At 60.5% G+C, this 19916-nt stretch carries 14 protein-coding genes and 1 tRNA gene; 10 read left to right on the top strand and 5 right to left on the bottom strand.

Annotation, left to right across the window (positions count from 1 at the left end):
• Positions 1-65: 65 nt before the first annotated feature.
• Positions 66-704 (bottom strand): LysE family transporter, encoded by a 639-nt coding sequence (locus tag DCO45_RS04300; protein WP_116924678.1) that lies wholly within the window; start codon positions 702-704, stop codon positions 66-68.
• Between the two features lie 253 nt (positions 705-957).
• Between DCO45_RS04300 and kefC the strand changes: the two genes are divergently transcribed.
• Both kefC and DCO45_RS04290 read left to right on the top strand, forming a co-directional pair.
• Positions 958-2832, top strand: a complete 1875-nt coding sequence (gene kefC / locus DCO45_RS04295) for a glutathione-regulated potassium-efflux system protein KefC (RefSeq protein WP_116924677.1) — start codon at positions 958-960, stop codon at positions 2830-2832.
• Positions 2833-2905: 73 nt separating this feature from the next.
• The gene (locus DCO45_RS04290; RefSeq protein ID WP_021025342.1) at positions 2906-3340 is read left to right on the top strand and encodes a DUF1841 family protein; all 435 of its coding nucleotides are present in this window, start codon (positions 2906-2908) and stop codon (positions 3338-3340) included.
• A gap of 28 nt (positions 3341-3368) precedes the next feature.
• Here DCO45_RS04290 and DCO45_RS04285 read toward each other — a convergent pair whose 3' ends face one another.
• Positions 3369-4049 (bottom strand): c-type cytochrome, encoded by a 681-nt coding sequence (locus tag DCO45_RS04285; protein WP_116924676.1) that lies wholly within the window; start codon positions 4047-4049, stop codon positions 3369-3371.
• A gap of 103 nt (positions 4050-4152) precedes the next feature.
• On the opposite strand from DCO45_RS04285, the gene DCO45_RS04280 reads away from it, so the two are divergent.
• From DCO45_RS04280 to DCO45_RS04270, 3 genes are read left to right on the top strand one after another with little or no spacing between them, the layout of a single operon-like run.
• On the top strand, positions 4153-5007 hold the full coding sequence (locus DCO45_RS04280) for a MoxR family ATPase (protein ID WP_116924675.1): 855 nt from the start codon (positions 4153-4155) through the stop codon (positions 5005-5007).
• Between the two features lie 7 nt (positions 5008-5014).
• Positions 5015-5242, top strand: a complete 228-nt coding sequence (locus tag DCO45_RS04275) for a hypothetical protein (protein WP_116924674.1) — start codon at positions 5015-5017, stop codon at positions 5240-5242.
• A gap of 9 nt (positions 5243-5251) precedes the next feature.
• Positions 5252-5845, top strand: coding sequence for a GNAT family protein (locus DCO45_RS04270; RefSeq protein ID WP_116924673.1), 594 nt, complete (start codon positions 5252-5254; stop codon positions 5843-5845).
• 19 nt (positions 5846-5864) lie between these two features.
• Here DCO45_RS04270 and DCO45_RS22885 read toward each other — a convergent pair whose 3' ends face one another.
• Positions 5865-6482 carry a hypothetical protein gene (locus DCO45_RS22885; protein WP_165841118.1) on the bottom strand — a complete coding sequence of 206 codons (618 nt, stop codon included), beginning with the start codon at positions 6480-6482 and terminating at the stop codon, positions 5865-5867.
• Between the two features lie 73 nt (positions 6483-6555).
• Here DCO45_RS22885 and DCO45_RS04255 point away from each other — a divergent pair, with 73 nt between their 5' ends.
• From DCO45_RS04255 to DCO45_RS04245, 3 genes are read left to right on the top strand one after another with little or no spacing between them, the layout of a single operon-like run.
• Complete coding sequence (locus DCO45_RS04255; protein ID WP_021025348.1) at positions 6556-7743, top strand: VWA domain-containing protein; 1188 nt, start codon at positions 6556-6558, stop codon at positions 7741-7743.
• A gap of 2 nt (positions 7744-7745) precedes the next feature.
• Positions 7746-9632, top strand: coding sequence for an autotransporter assembly complex family protein (locus tag DCO45_RS04250; RefSeq protein ID WP_116924670.1), 1887 nt, complete (start codon positions 7746-7748; stop codon positions 9630-9632).
• 3 nt (positions 9633-9635) lie between these two features.
• Positions 9636-14033 (top strand): translocation/assembly module TamB domain-containing protein, encoded by a 4398-nt coding sequence (locus DCO45_RS04245; protein WP_116924669.1) that lies wholly within the window; start codon positions 9636-9638, stop codon positions 14031-14033.
• 129 nt (positions 14034-14162) lie between these two features.
• Here DCO45_RS04245 and DCO45_RS04240 read toward each other — a convergent pair whose 3' ends face one another.
• Positions 14163-15047: an MOSC domain-containing protein gene (locus tag DCO45_RS04240; protein WP_133248067.1), complete on the bottom strand. Its 885-nt coding sequence runs from the start codon at positions 15045-15047 to the stop codon at positions 14163-14165.
• A gap of 24 nt (positions 15048-15071) precedes the next feature.
• Between DCO45_RS04240 and DCO45_RS04235 the strand changes: the two genes are divergently transcribed.
• A tRNA-Arg gene (locus DCO45_RS04235) sits at positions 15072-15146 on the top strand.
• A 1214-nt stretch (positions 15147-16360) separates the two neighbouring features.
• Positions 16361-18016 carry a HAMP domain-containing sensor histidine kinase gene (locus DCO45_RS04230; RefSeq protein WP_116924667.1) on the top strand — a complete coding sequence of 552 codons (1656 nt, stop codon included), beginning with the start codon at positions 16361-16363 and terminating at the stop codon, positions 18014-18016.
• A gap of 376 nt (positions 18017-18392) precedes the next feature.
• Here the strand turns inward: DCO45_RS04230 and DCO45_RS04225 are convergent, their stop codons facing one another.
• Positions 18393-18659, bottom strand: coding sequence for a hypothetical protein (locus tag DCO45_RS04225; RefSeq protein WP_116924666.1), 267 nt, complete (start codon positions 18657-18659; stop codon positions 18393-18395).
• Positions 18660-19916: the final 1257 nt, after the last annotated feature.

The raw sequence follows: 19916 nt of genomic DNA, 5'->3' as shown, positions 1-19916 counted from the left end.
GCCTCGCATCCCATCTCGCAAAGACACTGTCGCGGCGCGAGGAGACTTTAAACAGGTTCTTAGGCTCAAGCCGCGCTTTGCGAGCGCTTGACGAAAAACAGGCCCATGCCCACCAGCATCAGCAGGCCGCCAAACACCTTATTCTGGATACGCATGGCGCGGCTGTCGCGCAGCAGGCGGCGCAGCACGCTGGCGCTGCCCGCGTAGCCATGCATCACCACGGTGTCGACGGCCAAGGTGGTGGCCGCCAGAATCAGCAACTGCAACCACAGCGGCCGCTCGGAGGTCATGAACTGGGGCAGCACCGCCACCATGAAGATGATGCCCTTGGGGTTGGTGGCATTGGTCAAAAAGCCGCTCAGCGCCCGTTTTTGCCAGCTGCCGCTGGCGGGCTGCTCGGCCTGGGTGTCCATGATGCCGCCCTTGGCGCGCCACTGGGAAAAGCCGATATAGATCAGGTAGCAGGCCCCGACGATCTTGACGACATTGAAAGCCGTCTCCGAAGCAATCAACAGCGAGCCGACACCGGCCCCGGCAATCAGCAGGATCAGGAGCAGGCCCAATTGCAGGCCCAGGATGGTGGCGCTGGTCTTGCGCACGCCGTAAGAGAGCCCGTGGCTCATTGACAACACGGCGCCCGATCCGGGAGATACGGCAATGATGCAAGCCGCAACGAGATACGCCATCCAAGTATGCAAATCCATGGTCCATCCTGAGGCAGCAGAGCCGTCTGCCACCAACGCAGCCCCTGCGGGGCAAAGCGGCGATTATCGCGCGGCCTGGCCAGGCCCGTGGGCGCCGCTGCCATTGCCGAGCATCCGCACATCTCTTTTTGATAACTAAGGCGGCAATACCCACCTGCGCCAACCGCAAAACATTGCAATAAATTACCGTGACCCGGCAAATAAAAGTAATCTGTGCACCGCAACGACAAAACACCGATAACAAAACGCAAGCATGGAACACGCTCCCGCCTGGCTTACCTATACCTTTCTCTACCTGGCCGCAGCCGTCATCGCGGTGCCGATCTCCCGCGCGCTGGGCCTGGGCACCATCATCGGCTACCTGGTCGCGGGCATCATCATCGGCCCCAGCGGCCTGCAGCTGGTCAGCAATGTGCAGGACATCCTGCATTTCTCCGAATTCGGCGTCGTGCTGATGCTGTTCCTGATCGGGCTGGAGCTGCAGCCCAGCCGCTTGTGGAGCATGCGCCGGCCCATCTTCGGCGTGGGCACCGCCCAGGTGCTGCTGTGCACCGCCGGGCTCTTTGCTGCGGGCCTGGCTTTTGGCTATGACTGGCATCTGGCGCTGATTGCCGCGCTGGGCCTGGCGCTGTCATCGACCGCGATCGCACTGCAAAGCATTGCCGAGCGCAACCTGATGTCCACCACTAGCGGCAAGACCAGCTTTGCGATTTTGCTGTTCCAGGACGTCGCCGCCATCCCGATCCTGGCCATGATTCCGCTGCTGGCCGTGGGCCACCAGGCCGCGCAGAACGACGGCAACATCCTGCTGGAGATCGGCAAGACCCTGGCCATCATCGTGGCCGTGATTCTGGTGGGCCGCTACCTGCTGCGCCCGGTGCTGCGCTGGATTGCGCAAAGCGAGTCGCGCGAGATATCGACCGCCACCGCCTTGCTACTGGTCGTGGGCATTGCCTTTTTGATGTTGCAAATTGGCCTGTCGATGGCGCTGGGCGCCTTTCTCGCCGGTGTGCTGCTGGCCGACAGCGAGTTCCGCGCCGAGCTCGAGACCGATATCGAGCCCTTCAAGGGACTGCTTCTGGGCCTGTTCTTCATCGCCGTGGGCATGAGCATCGATTTCACGGTCATCGTGCAGGCGCCGCTCACCATGCTGGTGCTGGTGCTGCTGTTTCTGCTCATCAAATCGGTGGTCATCTATGGCCTGGCCAAGCTCTTGCGCATGCCGGTGCAGGAGCGCCCGCTGTTTACCCTGCTGCTGGCCCAAGGCGGGGAGTTTGCCTTTGTGGTGTTCAGCGCCGCCCAGGCGCAACGCATCCTGACGCCCCAGCAGTCGTCCCTGCTGATCGGCTCAGTCGCCATCTCGATGGTGGCCACGCCGCTGATCGTGGCGGCGATGGACCGCTGGCTGATGCCCCGCTTTGCCAACCTGGCCAAGGGCGACGATGTGCCGCCTGAGCTGAGTGAGCAGCAGGAGGCCACCGTGCTGATCGCCGGTTTTGGCCGCTACGGCCAGATCGTCACCCGCGTGCTGCTGAGCCAGGGCATCAAGGCGGTGATCCTCGACCACAGCGTGGAGATGCTGGAAGTGGCGCAGAACTTTGGCTACCGGGTGTTCTACGGCGATGCCACGCGCCAGGACCTGCTGCGTATTGCCGGCGCCGAGAAGGCCGAAGTCATGGTGATTGCCGTGGATGACGAGCTGCAGACCAACCAGATCGTGCGCCTGGTGCAGCAGCATTTTCCGCACCTCAAGATCGTCGCCCGGGCCAAGGATGTGGCGCACTGGTATGCGCTGCGCGACATGGGCGTGCACCATGTCGACCGCGAGGTGTTTGACTCCAGCCTGCAGACGGCCGAGAAGGCGCTGGAGCTGATGGGCTACAGCGCCGAAGACGCCCAGTACGTGGTGACGGTGTTCCGCGCGCACAACATCGAGCTGTCGGACAAGATGTACGAACACCACCATGACCGCGAAACCATGCTCGCCGTTGCCAAGCAGGGACGTGAACAACTGGTCGAGCAAATGGCGCGCGAGCGGCAGGAAAGGCAAGAGCAGGTGCAGGAAGCCAAGGACGCACCGAGCAGCCCCTACCCGCCGCCGCCCGAAGACCCGCACAGCCAGATCTGAGCGCCGGCCATCCCTCCACCGCCTTAACCACAGCCCAGCGTCGCTGCCAAGCGCATGCTACGCTGTGCGCCCTATGTTCAACCCCTCCCAAGCCGATGTCCGGCGATTTTTCTGCGCCGCCTATGCCAAGCACCAGGCGGGCCAGCCGATGGAGGCCATCGAAACCCTGGCCAGCCTGTGGATCGATGAGCACCCGGAATACCGCGAAGACCTGAGCGATGTGGACGCGGCCATTGCCCGCAACTACGACCTCACGCCGGAAAAGACCAATCCCTTCCTGCACCTGTCGATGCACCTGTCGATCAGCGAGCAGTGCAGCATTGACCAGCCGCGCGGCATTCGCCAGGCGGTGGAGCTGCTGGCCAAGCGCCTGGGTTCGTTGCACGACGCCCACCATGTGGCCATGGAATGCCTGGGCACGATGCTGTGGGAGAGCCAGCGCTCGGGCCGCCCACCGGACGGCAATGCCTATGTGGCGGCCGTGCAGCGCCAGGCCACCAAAGACTGAGCGGCCAACCACTGGCCAGACTCAGGTGTCAGTTGGAGGCCTGCTTGCTGCGAAAACGCGACTCGGGCACGATTTGCAGCGGACCATCCAGGCTGCCAATGTAGTTGGCCAGCGCCTTCATCTCGGCGTGGGTCAGCTGCTTGGCCATGCCCACCATGATCGGGTGGTTGCGGCCGATGCGGGCGTTTTTCTCGATGGTGTAGGACTTGAGCGCCGCGTAGAGGTAGTCGGGATGCTGGCCGCCGAGCTTGGCGTACGAAGGATCGAGCGGCTTGGAGAAGTTGTCGCCATGGCAGCTCACGCAGGTGCCTTTTTTCAGCAATTCGGCCACCTCGGCGCTGGGCACCTTGGACGGTTTATCCGCCAGCTGGGTCGCGCCCACCGTGTGCTGCGCGTAGTAGGCGGCCAGATCGGCAATATCTTGCTCGCTCAGCGAATCGGCAATGGCGCGCATCGTCGGGTGTTTGCGGTCGCCCTTCTTGTAGGCATGCAGGGCCGCGTCGATGTATTTTTCGCTCTGTCCCGAAATCTTGGGCACCTGGTAGACCTCGGGGAAGCTGGCCTTGTAGCCCACAATGCCGTGGCAGCCGATGCACATCGCCACCTTGCCCTCAGCCGCCTTGGCATTGCCCTTGATCTCCTGCGCGCAGACTGCGCCCGTCGCTGACGCGACAAGCAAGGCAAATATCGTGGTCCATCTTTTATTCATTGTGCGCACAATCGTGTGGTTCAGGCCGCCGCAGTGATGCGGAGATCTGGGTTTATAGTCAACGCTGTACTGGCCCCGTCATCACGATTCTGCATCCACTTCCATGAAATTCCAAGGCACACAGAACTACGTCGCGACCAATGACCTCATGCTGGCGGTCAATGCGGCAATTACCCTTCAAAGACCGCTTCTCGTCAAGGGGGAACCAGGGACAGGGAAAACCATGCTGGCGGAGGAGGTTGCACAGGCGCTAGGCATGCCGCTGCTGCAGTGGCATATCAAGTCCACCACCAAGGCCCAGCAGGGTTTGTATGAGTACGATGCGGTCAGTCGTCTGCGTGACAGCCAGCTCGCCGACCCCCAGAGCGCAGCCCGCGTCAAGGACATCAACAACTACATCCTCAAAGGCGTGCTGTGGCAGGCCTTCACGGCCGACGCGCCGGTGGCGCTGCTGATCGACGAGATCGACAAGGCGGATATCGAATTCCCCAATGACCTCTTGCGCGAAATCGATCGCATGGAGTTCTACTGCTACGAGACGCGCCAGATGATCCGCGCCAAGCACCGCCCGCTGGTGGTCATCACCTCGAACAACGAAAAGGAGCTGCCGGACGCTTTCCTGCGCCGCTGCTTTTTCCACTACATCAAGTTCCCCGATGCCGAGACCATGCAGCAGATCGTGGCCGTGCACTTTCCTGCGCTCAAGCAGGAGCTGCTGTCGGCGGCGATGAAGGTGTTCTTTGACATCCGCAACCTGCCGGGCCTGAAGAAAAAGCCCTCCACCAGCGAGCTGATCGACTGGCTCAAACTGCTGCTGGCCGAGGACATTCCGCCCGAAGTGCTGCAGACGGCCGACCAGAAAATCGCCATCCCGCCGCTGGTGGGCGCATTGCTGAAAAACGAGCAGGATGTGAGCCTGTTTGAAAAGCTGGTGTTCATGAACCAGCGCAACCGCTAAAGCCGCCATGGCAACGCCACAGCAACTGCTGATCGAAGGGCTGAGCGACGCGGCGGGTTTTCTCGCCGGCGCACTGCTGGGCTGGGGCATTGGCACGCTGCTGGGCTGGCAGCTGTTCTCCGAAGGCTATGGCGCCAGCAGCATCGCCGCCATTGCGCTGGTGGGCCTGGGCGGCGGCGCCGGCCTGCAACTGGCCCGGCGCTGGCGCATCCGCCGCAACAACCACACTGAATAGGACGAGGCAATGGCCTTTGTAGAACCCACCGAACTGCGCGCCCGTGGCGTGCTGCTGACCCCGCTGACCTTGGCGCATGAGGCGGGCCTGCGCGCCGCCGCGCAAGACGGTGAGCTGTGGAACATCCGCGTCACCTCGGTGCCCGAGCCCGAGAACACCCGCGCCTACATCGAGCAGGCACTGGCGATGCGCGAAGCGGGCAGCCGCATGCCCTTTGCGGTGGTGGACGAGGCCAGCGGCCAGCTGCTGGGCACCAGCAGCTACCACGACATCGTGCCGGCGCTCAAACGCGTGGAGATTGGCTACACCTGGTACGCCCGCAGCGTGCAGCGCAGCCATGTCAACACCACCTGCAAGCTGCTGCTGCTGACCCATGCCTTTGAGACGCTGGGCGCCGCCGTCGTGGGCTGGCGCACCGACAACTACAACTTTGCCAGCCAGCGGGCGATTGAGCGCCTGGGCGCCAAGAAGGACGGCGTCATCCGCCACCATGCACCGCGCCGCGATGGCACCGTGCGCGACACCGTGCTCTACAGCATGCTCGCCGGTGAATGGCCCGAGGCCAAGGCGCAGCTGCTGTACCTGCTGAACCAGCCGCGCTGAGATTAAAGAAACGGCTGATTTAAGCCGTCTGCAGGTTCAGCACGCCCAGGTACTGCTCCGGCAGAATCTGGCGCAGATGGGTTTTGACATTGTCGGCATAGCCGGTGTTGGTCATCTGCTCGAGGAAGGTGACCATGTCCACCAGGCCCAGGAGCAGCTCTGTCTCGTCGCTGGCCTGCTGCACCCGCACGGCAAGCGCCATTGCATCGGCACTGCGCTGCATCTGCAAAATCCCCACCGCATACATCTTGCAGCCCGCCAGCGAGCGTTTGCTGCCCTGGCTGGCTCGCGTTTGCTCGACATACACGGGCGCGGCGGCCGGGCTGGGTGCCACCTGCACTGGCGCAGGCACGGGCGCAGGTGCTGCGACGGGAGACGGTGGCGGTGGCGGTGCGGGAGCCGGAGGTGGTGGCGGTGCGGGAGCCGGAGGTGGTGGAGCGGGTGGCTGCTGCATCGCCAGATAACCTGCCGTGACCAAGGCATCGAGCACGCTGCCAGCGCTGTCCCCGACCCAACGCGCGATCTCTTGACGCGAGCGGTTGCCATCGCACAAGATCAGAATCTGGCGCTCCTGCACGGACAGGCTGCCGCGGTCACGCAACGCCTGGCGTGCCTTGTCCGTTTTGATCATCACCATGACAGCTTGCCTTTTGAGTACCCGTTAGACTGGAGAGGCTAGCGCCAAACTGTTACGGATTGTTTACAAGACCATGTTGATAGACTTTTTCTACACCTTGCGCGCGGCCAAGTTGCCAGTGTCGGTCAAGGAGCTGCTCACCTTGCTCGAAGCCCTGGACAAGGGCCTGGCCGGGCCCCGCTCCGAGGACGCCTGGAGCCTGGACGATTTTTATTTTCTGGCCCGGCTATGCCTGGTCAAGGATGAAAAGCTGTTCGACAAGTTCGACCAGGCCTTTGGCGCCTACTTCAAGGGCATGGAGATGCTCACCGACTGGAAGAAGGAGCTGCCCGAGGACTGGCTCAAGCAGGTGCTGGAAAAAGAGCTCAGCGCCGAGCAAAAGGCTGCCATCGAGGCGATGGGCTGGGACGAGCTGATGGAGACGCTCAAAAAACGCCTGGAAGAGCAAAAAGGCCGGCACGAAGGCGGCAACAAATGGATTGGCACCAACGGCACCAGCCCCTTTGGCCATGGTGGCTATAACCCGGCAGGCGTGCGCATTGGCGGCCCGGGCAAGAGCCGCAGCGCCGTCAAGGTCTGGGAGCAGCGCGCCTACCGCGATTACGACGACACCCAGGAGCTGGGCACCCGCAATATCAAGGTGGCACTGCGCCGCCTGCGCCGCTTTGCCCGTGAAGGTAATGAACTGGAGCTGGACCTGCCAGACACCATCCGCGCGACCGCCGCCAATGCCGGCTACCTCGATATCAAGATGGTGCCCGAGCGCCATAACCATGTGAAGGTACTGCTGCTGATGGATGTGGGCGGCACCATGGACGACCATATTCAACGCGTCGAGGAATTATTCAGCGCCGTCAAAAGCGAGTTCAAGCACCTCGAGTTTTATTATTTTCACAATTGCGTCTACGACTATATGTGGAAGAACAATAAACGCCGCTACGCTGAGAAATTCCCCACCTGGGACATCATCAGAAAATATAACAAAGATTACAAACTCATCTTTGTGGGCGATGCCACAATGAGTCCATACGAAGTCCTACAAGCCGGGGGCTCTGTTGAGTACAACAATGAGGAACCTGGGGCCGAGTGGCTGAAGCGATTGACCCATGCCTTTCCGAAACACGCCTGGATCAATCCGGAGCCGCAAGGCGTGTGGCAATATCGCCAAAGCATCAGCCTGATACAACAACTCGTAGGCGATCGTATGTTCCCTCTGTCACTCAAAGGGCTGGAGGACACCATGCGCTTGCTGTCAAAGTGACCATGCGACACCGTCTGACAACGCCGGTTCTGCCGGCGTTTTTTATTCTTACTGCTGCCCTGCTCGCAGGCTGCAGCAGCACTCCCAAGGCCGATGACGCGGACGACTCCGCGACGCATGCCAGCAGCGAGCCCGCGTTTGATATCACCGTCAAGGCCCCCAAGAAGGTGCGCGAGTACCTGGAGCAGTATGTGGAGCTCAAGCGCTACCGCAACTTTCCCGGCCTGCAAATGACGGAGATGACGCGCCTGCTGGGCGGCGCCGATGAAGATGTGCGAGAGCTGATGGGCACCTTGGGCTACTTCAGCCCCGAGATCAAGATCGATGCCTATGACACCGGAGCGGCTCCCGCCGACAGCGGCATATCGGCAGAAAACAGCCAGGCGCGCCCGCAGCTGGTCATCGAGGTCGAACCCGGCCCGCAGACCAAGGTGACCGAGGTGGAACTGGACTACAGCGGCGAAGTGACCCAGGAGAAGAACTTTCCCGCGCGCCGCGCGCGCTTTGAGCGCAACTGGGATCTGCAGCCCGGCGAGGGCTTTACCCAGAAAGAATGGAGCAGCGCCAAGTCCGAGGGCCTGCGCAGCCTGCAGCGCAACCGCTACCCCACGGCCAAGATCAGCAACAGCCAGGCCAATATCGATGGTGATACCAACGAGGCCAAGCTCTCGGTGGGCTACGACAGCGGCCCGCTCTACAAGTTTGGTCCGCTGCGCATCGAAGGCGCCGAGCGCTACGACGCCCAAGGCATAGCCCGCATTGCGCGCCTGCCCAGCGGCCAGAACTACAGTGAGGCCGACATGCTCGACGCCCAGACCCGGCTGGCGGGCAGCGGCTACTACGACTCGGTGTTTTTGACGCTGGACACGGACACCGCCAACCCCAAGGAAGCACCGGTGATCGCCCAGGTGCGCGAGGCCAAGATGCAAAAGGTGGTGTTCGGTATCGGTATGTCTACCGACACCGGGCCGCGCCTGAGTCTGGACCACACGCACAACAAGATGCCCGGACTGGGCTGGCGGGCGGTGAGCAAGTTCTCTTTCGAGCGTGACAAGAAGCTGCTGTCCACCGAATGGACCGATCTGCCCAAGGAAAGTGGCTGGGCCTACTTTGGCGCGGGCGAGGTCAAGCGCGAGCTCAATGGCGACTTCACCGTCAACTCCATGCAGCTGCGCGGCGGCCACAAAAAAAGCAGCGACCATATCGACCGCAGCGCGTTCTTGCAGTACGACTTCTCGTCGGTGCAGGGCCAGGAAAAGATTCCGTCCAGTAGCGCCCTGAGCGTCAACTACGGCTGGACGGGCCGCTATTTCAACAACAACACCGACCCCACGCGCGGCTACGGCATTGCCGCCGAGCTGGGCGCGGGCTACACCATCACGCCGGACCGCGACCCCTTTGTGCGCAGCTTGCTGCGCTGGCAAGGCTTTGTGCCAGCGGGCAAGGTCACCGCGCCCAACGGCAGCTCGCGCAGCGCCCGCATTGCGCTGCGGGCCGAAGGCGGCGCCATCCTCGCCAAGGACTCGGCGGTGATCCCGGCCACCCAGCTGTTCATCACCGGTGGTGACACCACCGTGCGCGGCTACGGCTACAAGAAGATCGGCACCCGCGTGGCCGATGACCAGGTCTATGGCGGCCGCTACATGTATGTGGGCAGTGTCGAGTACCAGCGCCCCCTGGTGCGCAATGGCGAGATCAGCGCCTGGGAATCGGCCGTGTTTGCCGATGTGGGCTCGGTCGCCGACAAGGCCGGTGATCTGTCGCCCTACTGGGGCATTGGCACGGGCCTGCGCTGGCGCAGCCCCGTGGGCGCGCTGCAGGCCGATGTGGCCTATGGCTTGAAAGACGAACGCTTCCGCTTGCATTTGCGTCTGGGATACAGCTTCTAAAACATGGCAGATACACACGCAACCGCACCCACCGCCAGCGCAGCGCAGCCGGCGGCGTCGCCTCCCAGCGGCCCTTCCTCTCCGAAAAAGCGCAGCGCCCTGCGGCGCGCCGCGCGCGCACTGCTGTGGTTGCTCATTGCCCTCATCGTGCTGCTGGCCGCCCTCGTGGGCGGCGCCTGGTGGTGGAGCGGGCAGAACGACTCGCTCGCCCGCACTATCACCCTGGCCCAGCGCTTTTTGCCGGCCGACATGCAGCTGCAAGCCCAGGATGTACAAGGCAGCCTGCGCGGCGGCGGCAGCATTGGCCAGCTGCAGTGGAGCAACCCGTCGATCAGCGTACAGGTGGACCAAGCCACCATCGGCTGGAGCCTGGACAAGATCTGGGACCGCGAGCTGCGCCTGGCGCCCTTCCATATCGCCAAGGTCACCATCACCCCTTCGGGCATCGACAAGCCCAAGGAACCCAGCCAGCCTCTGGAGCAGTTGCCCCTGCCTCTGCGCGTGCTGGAGGTGCCTTTTACCGTGGACGAAATCGTCTGGGCTGCGCCCAAACCCATCACCGTCACGCAACTGCAGGGCCACTACCGCTATGCCGCTGACAAGCACCAGCTGCAGATCGACAAGGTCGAGGCCTTCAACAGCCGCCTGCAGCTCAAAGCCGATGTGGATGCATTGGCGCCCATGCAGATCGCTGCCGATCTGAAAGCCCAGCTGGACCAGCCGGCCACCGACACCCTGCCCGCCATCCTGGCCGATGCCGGTGTGCAGGTGACCGGCACCTTGTCCGGCCTGGATGCCGCCTTGCGCGTGCAGGCCCAGGTCAAGCCGCAGTTTGAGGCAGCGGCCCCCAAGACCACAGCGGCCGATGCACCAGCGTCCACCGCCGCCCGCAAAAATACGGCCGCCAAGGCGCCGTCGGCACAAGAGAAAGCCGCCAAGGCCCAGGCCGCCCGTTCCGCCCAGGCGCTGGCGGGCGCCGCGCCGATGCAGGCCAACGTCGATGCCACCGTCTACCCCTGGCGCCCCTGGCCGCTGGGCCCCGCGCAAGCCCAGCTGCAAAGCGTCAACCTGGCTGCCTTTTTGCCCAGCCTGCCCACCACCTTGCTCAATGGCCAGCTGACTGTGACGGAGGCGGCCGCTGATCTGCTCAGCAGCACCCATGCCGCCCATCCAGCGCCCGCACTGTTGGATGTGCCGGTGGACCCCATGGCCACCAGCAGCGCTGCACCAGCAGGTTCAGACACCTCAGATACCAAGCCCGCCGCGCCCCCTGCGCTGCTGCCGGTGCCGCTCGATATCCAGATCGACCTCAGCAACGCCCTGCCCGGCCCTATCAACCACCAGCACCTGCCCGTTAGCGCCGTGCAGACCCATGCGCTGTTTGATGGCCAGCGTGTTGATGTGCTAGGCGGCAGCCAGGTGCAACTGGGCAGCGGCAGCCTGAGTGCCCAAGGCCACTACCGCCTGGCGGACCACCATGCCGGCATCCAGGCGGCGCTGCGCGCGATCAACCCGGCGCTGGTCGACACCCGCATCGACAGTGCACCGCTGTCTGGCAGCCTGTCGGCCCAGTCACAGAATGACGCCATTGTGTTTGACGCCAACATCACGTCCGACCGCCGCACACCGGCCAAGGCCACAGCAGCGAGCACCAGCTTGCCGATCGACCGCGTGATCGCCAAGGGCCAGTGGAAAGCGCCCGAGCTGCAGCTGCAAAGCGCGCAGATCGATGCGATGGGCGCGCATATTAGCGCCAAGCAGCTGACCGCCAACATCGACCAGCGCAGTGGCGCGGGCGAGCTGTCGGTGCAGGCGCCCGGTGCCAACCTGGACGCCAAGGCCCAGGCCGCGCCCCAGCAAGGCCAGGGCACCATCGCACTGCGTCTGAGCAGTGCCGAGCAACTGCTGCAATGGCTGCGCAAGCTGCCCGGCATGGCCCAGACGCTGCCCGAGGGCATGCTGGCCCAGGGCAGCCTCGACGCCAAGCTGCGCTTTAGCGGCGGCTATGGCGATGCGCTGCGCCAGCTGCAGCAAGCGGGGCTGCTGGCCCAGCTGCCTGCGGGCATTCCCACCGGCGGCCAGCCCTTTGCGCTCGATGCCAACATCACCACCCCGCAGCTAAGCGTGCGCACCAGCGCCGATGCCGCGGACCTGTGGCAGCTGCGCGATACCGAGCTGGCGCTGGTCGGCAACCTCAAAAAAGTGCAGCTTGATCTGCGTGCCCAAGCCCAGCATGGCGAGCAGCAGATGGCCGCCCAGGTCAGCATGGCCGCCAACAGCACGGCGGCCAAACAGTGGAGCGGCGCCTTGAGCAAGCTGCAGGCGCGCGCCACGCTGCCGCCCAATAAGGCGCCGTGGCAGGTGCAGCTGCAGCAGCCGCTGGACTTCAAACTGCAGCTGCCCGCCGGCAACCAGCCACTGCGCGCCAGCACCGGCGCCAGCCAGTTGCAGCTGACCGGGCCCGAGCCCGGCACGGTCACCCTGCAATGGAACCCCCTGCAGTTCAGCCAAGGGGCAGACAAAGCGGTACAACTGCAAAGCACCGGCAGCCTGCAAGGCCTGCCCCTGCGCTGGATCCGTGCTTTCCAAAAGCCCGATCCCAGCCAGGCGCAAAAGCACAGCCCTTTTGACTCTGACCTGGTGGTCCAGGGCCGCTGGGATGTCAACACACAAAACGGCCTCAACGCCAAGGTCGAGATCGAGCGCGCCAGCGGCGATCTGCAGCTGCACACCCAGGGCAGCGCGCCCACAAACGTCACCTTCCACTCGAGCGGCAAGGAAGGCGCGGTCTCCAAGGCCTTCTCGGCCGAAGGCCAGACGATCATCGCCCGCATCCGCACCGCCAAGGTCGAGCTAACCGTGCAGGACCGCCAGGTGCGCAGCCGCGTGCAATGGGATTCGGTCAACGCCGGCCAGCTCACGGCCGATGTGCAAACCGCGCTGCAGTACGAAGGCAAGAACTACCTGGGCGCCACCGTGGCCCCCGATGCACCGCTGTCCGGCAACGTGCAGGCCCAAATGCCTGACCTGGGCATCTGGGCCAGCTTTGCCCCACCGGGCTGGCGCGTGGCCGGCAGCCTGGCGGCCAATGTGCAGCTGGCGGGCAACCTGCAAGACCCACGCTGGAGCGGCACCATCACCGCAGACAAGATGCATATCCAGTCGCAACTGGATGGCGTGGACCTGCGCAACGGAAGCCTGCGCGCCCAGCTTAACGGCAATACGCTGGAGCTGCAAAGCCTGCACTTTGACGGCGGCGAAGGCAGCCGCGCGCGCATTGCCGGCTACAGCGGCAACCTGACGGCCGCGCCCACCAGCGGCGGCACGCTCGATGCCACCGGCACCATCAGCTGGACCATGCCGCAAAACGGCGCCGCGCCCGATATCCGCATGGACATCCGCACCCAGGCCAAGGCGCTGCAGGTGCTGGTGCGCGCCGACCGCCAGGTCAGCGTCTCGGGCCAGGTGCGCAGCCAGCTGCAGCAGGGCCAGCTCAGCATCACTGGCGACCTGAAGGTGGACCGCGCCAGCATCATGCTGGCCGATGAATCCTCGCCCAAGCTGGGCAGCGATGTGGTGGTCAGCACCAAGGCCAGCCGCGCAGCCGCCGCAGAAAAAGCCAAGCAAGAAGCGGCCAAGGCCGCACAGGCCAAGCTCGATGCCCCCGCCGGCCGGGTCGAGCCCGCCAAGCCGCTGATCCTGAATATCAAGCTGGACATGGGCCGTGACTTTGCGCTGCAAGGCTATGGCATCACCACGCGCCTCACTGGCACACTCAATGTGCAAAGCAGCGGCAGCGCCGGCATCGGCATGCCGCGCATCACCGGCGTCATCAGCACCGAAGAAGGCCGCTACCGCGCCTGGGGCCAGGTGCTGAATGTGGAAACCGGCCTGATCCGCTTCAACGGCCCCTACAACAACCCCTCACTCGATATTCTGGCGCTGCGCCCCAATATCGCCGTCAAGGCCGGCGTGCAGGTCAGCGGCTCGGCGCAGGCGCCGCGCGTGAGCCTGTATTCCAACCCGGAGATGCCCGATGCGGAAAAGATCTCTTGGGTGGTCATGGGCCGTGATCCTGGCCAAGGTGGCGCCAGCAGTGCGCTGATACAGCAGGCCGCACTGGCTTTGCTGAGCGGAGGCTCGGGCGAGAGCGTGACCGGCAATATCGCCAAGAGCCTGGGCTTTGACGAGATCGGCATTGGCGGCACCGACCGCGATTCCGCCAGCCTGTCCGTCGGCAAGCGCCTGTCGCAAGACCTGTACGTGACCTACGAAGCGGGCCTGGCCGGGACCTTGGGTGCGCTGTACATCTTCTACGACTTCACACGCAACCTGCAGCTGCGCGGCTCAGCCGGTACGACCAGCGCGCTGGACCTGATCTATACCTTGCGCTATGACTGATGGAGCCCATGAGCGCGTGCCATGCGCGATGTGACCTATGACAGGCCCCTGCAGTTGCCAAACGGCGGGGGCCTGTTTGCCAGGGGTTCCGCAGACGTTAGGCTCAGCGTTGCGCTGGCAGCGTAGGCATCAATCCATGCCCATATCGAAGAATCCAGCACCGGACCACGGCGCAACGCCCGGCGCATCGCGCTGGCTCCTCACTCTGGCGGCCATGCGCTCTGGGAGCTGGGACAGTACCTTGGGGAAAGCTCTGCAGTAGGCCGTTTGCACGCCTGCCATCTCAGCGAGCTGCCGATAGCTGATCCAGGAACCCTCCGGCACCGCGCAGGCCACGTGTTGAACCCTCTCCTGCCACTGGTCGCTAAAGGCTGGCCCCTTGGCTCGGCACAGCGATACCCCGGCACCACGGCGAATGGTTCCGCCTCTCAACACGCGAGCGAGCATGCCTCTGTCTCGGCCGATCGAAGCCAGCGTCCCCGAGCACCTGCGCTCCAGCAACCGGCAAGGTTCACAGAGGAAGGTGATCGCGATGACGACCTCGCTGCCCATGCGCAACAGATCACCGGAGGCCAGCTCGCTGGTGGAGAAATCCACCCGTATATTCTCTCGGAGCGAGCCTTCCGCCAAGCCCCAGCGCTGGTAGGCATCGGTGCCGGCGACGAGCAACTGCCGGGGGGATAACGAGGAAGCATGCCGGTCTCCCGCCAGCCCATAACCTCCCAGGGCCTGGACTTCGGCCACTGAACGGGGTTCAGGCTCCTGGGCCACTCTGACGTAGAGCGCCTGCAGCGTACCCATGGGCTGCCAGCTGTCTTGGAGGTCGGCCAAGGAGGGAAGTGGGATGGGATGAACGGGGAACATGCGCTGCCATTTTGCGCTTCCCATGCTGGGAATGGCCAGCGGTGCAGAGACGCTCTCGCGGCAGGCGGCGCTGAGCCCCTGCGCCCCAACCATGTCGAAACGGAAGGCACCAGCGTCGGGACGTCGCAGATTGGCTTGGGAGCTTTGCAAGTCCTCTACAATACACCGCTGTCCCTCTCCGTAGTTCAATGGATAGAACGAGTGCCTCCTAAGCGCTAGATACAGGTTCGATTCCTGTCGGGGGGACCAAGATTCTGCAATGGAATCAAGCACAGAAGTGCTATAAAAACACCAACGGGACAAGACCGGGACAAAACCAGACTAATTAGACCTATTTCGGCAGGTCGTTAGCTGGTTTTTTTCATTGGTGCGTACTGCATTCCTGCGCTCGTCTTTGTCTGTGGCGGCGAAAGCCGGCCGGCGCAGACCATTGTTCGCTGCCACCCACTACTGGCTCCAGCGCAAGGCTATAGTCGCTCCGGCGCGGCTCTAGAGCGAGGCGCGCCTGTTGCCCAAACCCGGCGAGCCCCCACCCTTTGCATTGATTGGCTGACCTGGGCCAAATTGCTTGAAAGATCTGACCTGCGTTATCCGGCTTTTTGCGGATTTTTTGTATCTTGGACCGAGCCACTGAAGTTAAGGATGACGGCTATCGACCCGCTGCTCTCGTTCACACCTTTGATGCCAATGTCTGATGCGCAGCGGTTGCTGCCTCCCATGGCCGCATCGTGTGCGTTCGGTCATAAACTCATAGCGGTCATCCGAGTACCGAGGTTCGAGCCGAACCAGTGACTGCTTTCAGCGAAGTAGCCGACGCTGGCCATCAGGGCACTCCAAGTGTCTGCTAGATGCCGCTATCGCCGTGCAGGCGCTACCGAAACGTTGCTATCGTTCGCGGCTCGCTAGTCAATGCTTGCTTTGCATCGTTACCTGCAAGTGGCAGTCGATTCCTGAATGCATCCTTGATGCATAGCCCCTACGGCTATCAGGGACATGACTTGCGTTGAACGGTCGCCTTCTAGATGTAACTCACATCTCACTTCCCTGACGCGTGACCGTTCCATAGTCATGGCATGACACGCCACCACGGAGCCTTCATCAGCGGGCTTAGCGATACCCACCCGCGTTGTATGTCTGTCACTACAAGCTCAGTAAGGGAATGCCCATTTATGCAGGCTGCATCGTCCAAGCCACAATGTGATGCTGCTAGCAATAAGAACAGTTGTGACCCTCGTGATCGCTAAGCAGCCATCCATCCAACTGCACCAATGGCAAGGATTCCTATTGTTTCCATCAGAAGTCTTGATGAGAGCATCCAAAGCCGATGTGTGGCAGCCCCTGTGCATGTCTGGTGACGACGCATAGTCGGTGTCAATTTCATACTTGGCATGGACTCCATGCGCCCGTTGATGACTATTGGCATTATTAAGTTGTGTTGAGGGTGGTCTGATAACGAGCTCAAGATGATCGCGATTAACTACAATTTATTCTTTGCCACGTCCGCCTTCGTTTCAGGGCTCGCACTTATTCCTCTGGTTTTGTCCAACCATACTCGCCAAATTGGTGTTAAGAGAATTGGACTATACACACTTGGTTTTTTAATTGCTACTTTAGCAGTGTGCTTGTATGTCGGCTGGTTTGGTGATAATCCAACAATTTACTCTTCTGCTGGAAATGGCTTGTTGACGCTAGGTGTGGCCGTGCAAACCCTTGGTATCAGGAGGTTTTATGACCGGCCTTTGATAGGGTATTTTATCATACCCTGCATGCTAATTTCCGAGGTCTTGGTTCTTTGGTTTATGTGGGGTAATGCAAATTATCAGTATAGACTGATGAGCTTTACTTCTTTTTTGTTTGTATTTGTTTTCATTCAATTCCTCACCGTTATTAGATATGGTGAAAAGTCTTTCGTTAACCGCTTACTTACCACCTCGCTTGCCATCGAAAGCTTGGTTTATTTGATTCGATTTGTCACTTTATTTATACCTGACCTAATACCCTCTAATCCAAGGGAATCTTCTTATATTCAAATTGTTTACGTTTTTGTTTTTTGCGCAGTGATGCCAATCACCGCCATCTGCTTGATGATCAACGGGAACTATTTACTTCAGCAAAAAACTATTGTTGATGCCAAAGTTAAAAATCAACAAAAAACAGAAACTTTAGGTTTTATCAGTCACGATCTTCGTGCGCCCCTGGCTACTATTTCTGGATATACCGAGCTACTACTCAATGATGCTACCGATGCACAAAGAAAATCTCTGATATCTATTCAAAATAATATTAAATATCAATTAAGTTTGATCAATGAGCTACAGGACTACTCGAAGCTTGAATTGCAGCCACTAGCCCTGATATCCGAATTAACCTATTTACTTCCTTTGTTGGAAGATATTTCAGAATATGCTACTGCTTTATGTTTAAGACAGAAGAACTGCTTCCATTGTCAACTTCCATCAAGAGTTCCGACATTGATTGATGTGGACGGCAATCGACTGCGTCAAGTACTCCTTAATTTACTTTCTAACTCAGCGAAATTTACGCATGATGGGGTCGTAACGCTATCGGTAACTCTGGATTCTAATGAAGGAGGTCGCTATCTGCATTTCGCGGTAAGCGACACAGGAATTGGGATTGATTTGACTTCAAACATCGATATATTTGGGGCTTTTCAGCAGATCCAAGCAGCAAGCGGAAGCACAGGGTTGGGCTTGTTCATTGCGCAGCGCATTCTTTCGGCCATGGGCAGTACCTTGCGTGTGTCCAGCCGCGTTGGTAAAGGTTCCACGTTTTCATTTGCATTGCCCATGCTTGAGATAGAAGACACTGAATCGAGTTGGTCTGTTGTCCCACCAAGCAAGACAGGCTATAGCGACGTGCTGCAAGATATGGACTGGTCCAAGCAGGCTCTACCGGAGGATGCAGCCCTGGATGAGCTCGCCAGCCTAGCATTGCATGGCCGTCTAACGGATATTGAAAACTGGGTCGAATTCCATAGCCAAGATCCTAGCTGCGCCCCATTAATAACCCAGCTCAGAGGAATGTTGGAAAATTTCGATTTCTCCGGTATACATACGCTGGCATTGCGAGTCCAGGAATGCACTCAAAGACAGCCATAGCGCATCTGCAATTTAAAGCCCTGGTCATCCAGACTGCCATTGCTCAAGCCTCGACCGGCTCTATCGAGATGAACGAGCTACGCGCAAAGCGGTCGTCGAAGTGCTAGGCCTTTCAATTATCAGTCAGCAAGGGTGCTGAAATGGAACCTCAGGAAAGGTTGCATTCAAGAACTGGTGTTGTCCGTTTGCAGCCGGATATTGATTTCCTTGACCTCCAGTGTAGGCGGGAAAAAGCAACATGGGGGTGTCGAGTCAGGCTCGATAGTGCCGGTTTGCGATTCTGTGCAAACCACCGGTTGAGGACAACCCTGTACGAACCTCAGTGTGTCAACCCAGAACAGGGCTTTGTCAATCTAGAATGCGGGTTTGTCAATGTTCAGCCCCAGAACTGCACATGCAACAGCTTCAGCCGGGAGGCCAGCGTTTCGGGATCATGCTGCATGTGCAGCACAGGGGTTGTGCCAATGCTCACATGCTCATACCAAATGTGGAAGGCGCGGGCCTTGGGCAGCATCTGAGCGGTGTCCCTTATCGCTCCAGCGATTGAGCTGGCGGTGAAACTCAAGGCCTCTGAATACTCATTCATGACCCTGGCCAGATACTGACCGGGCGCGCTTTTTTCGATGTGCAGGCTCTGGATCATTTGTTACTCCGGATTGGATCAACGGAGCTTATTTTCTCCACCGCCACGGTGCTGGCTGTAGGCCAAATCCAATGGATCCACAGCCCCTTCATCCAGGCCAGCGCATAGAGCACACTGACTGCGAAAATTCCCTATTGCTCGGACTTCCAAGAGCCGTAGAACCAGAACGGCTGGCCCGGCATGCGAAGATGCACGCCCAGCGCGGGAAGCTCTCAGCGCGGGCTTGCGACAGCCAAGCGGCACTTGTACCTAGCACCGCGATGGCAACCGGATCGATCTGCATAGGGTCATCCTTATCACTGGATAAAATACAGTTTAGCCAAGGTGCAATGGCTCCCAAACAAAAAAATAGCCTCGCCAGTGCCGTAGTGGCGCCGGGGAGGCTATTTCTATTTTTGGCTGCAGGCCTGGTTGCCGCAGCCACCGTTCAACCACGCTATAAGCAGATCACGGGTGCTATTGCAACAGGCTGACTTTGCTCAAAACCTGGTTAGTAGGAGGCTACATAAGTAGGTTGGAAGGTGTAACCTCTAATGCAACTGCAGGCGAATGAATAATACAAATTGGAACACTCAGTTGAGGGAACACAATCCTCCAAATTTACGTAAAAGATCAGTTGTTTAAGATTGATGATTTCGTGTTGATTGTGCGTAAACGCGTAAGAACAAAGTTAGTGATTTATGCCCTCAAGATTTCTTCGGCCAATGCGCCAGCTGCTGTGTGTTATGTTTTTTGCAGCAATCGGTTCCATCCAGCCAGTCAAAGCGCAAACGCTCGCCTTCTTAGATCAGCTGCAATTCTGCACTGTGGGATTGAACCGCGCATCTCCCATGGCAACTGGTATCGGCCCCGCGAACATGTTCTACCCTCGTGCTGAGCCAGCGGCAGAGTATGGACAGCCGACATGCGGAGGCACCTGGGCGTTCGATGGCGCTTCCTACCTTGTCACACCACATGGAGCCACTGTGTTTCCAGGTGGCGCATTAAAGCGGCTTGGCTAAATGAAGCCTCTTTTGACAGTGTTACGGCTACGTCTCGCGCCAGAGGTGAGATGCGCCGCAACATGTCTGGGTTGACTGTGGGCCAAATATATCGGGTGACAGCAGATGATTGGCAGGACGACTCTCCTGGCGACACGGCACCAGGTCTAGATTTTGGACCTTCCACGGCCACGCTTGCTATCCTGGCGACAACGTTGCTCGCTCCATTTCAGCGATGGTTTGTGCCAAGAGTGCCTCGCTCTTGATGCGCTTGTAC

Source organism: Comamonas sp. JNW (assembly GCF_003105075.1).
Taxonomy (GTDB): Bacteria; Pseudomonadota; Gammaproteobacteria; order Burkholderiales; family Burkholderiaceae_C; genus Comamonas; species Comamonas squillarum.
Note: the sequence above shows the minus strand (reverse complement) of the source record. Positions and strands in the feature narration are given on the sequence as shown.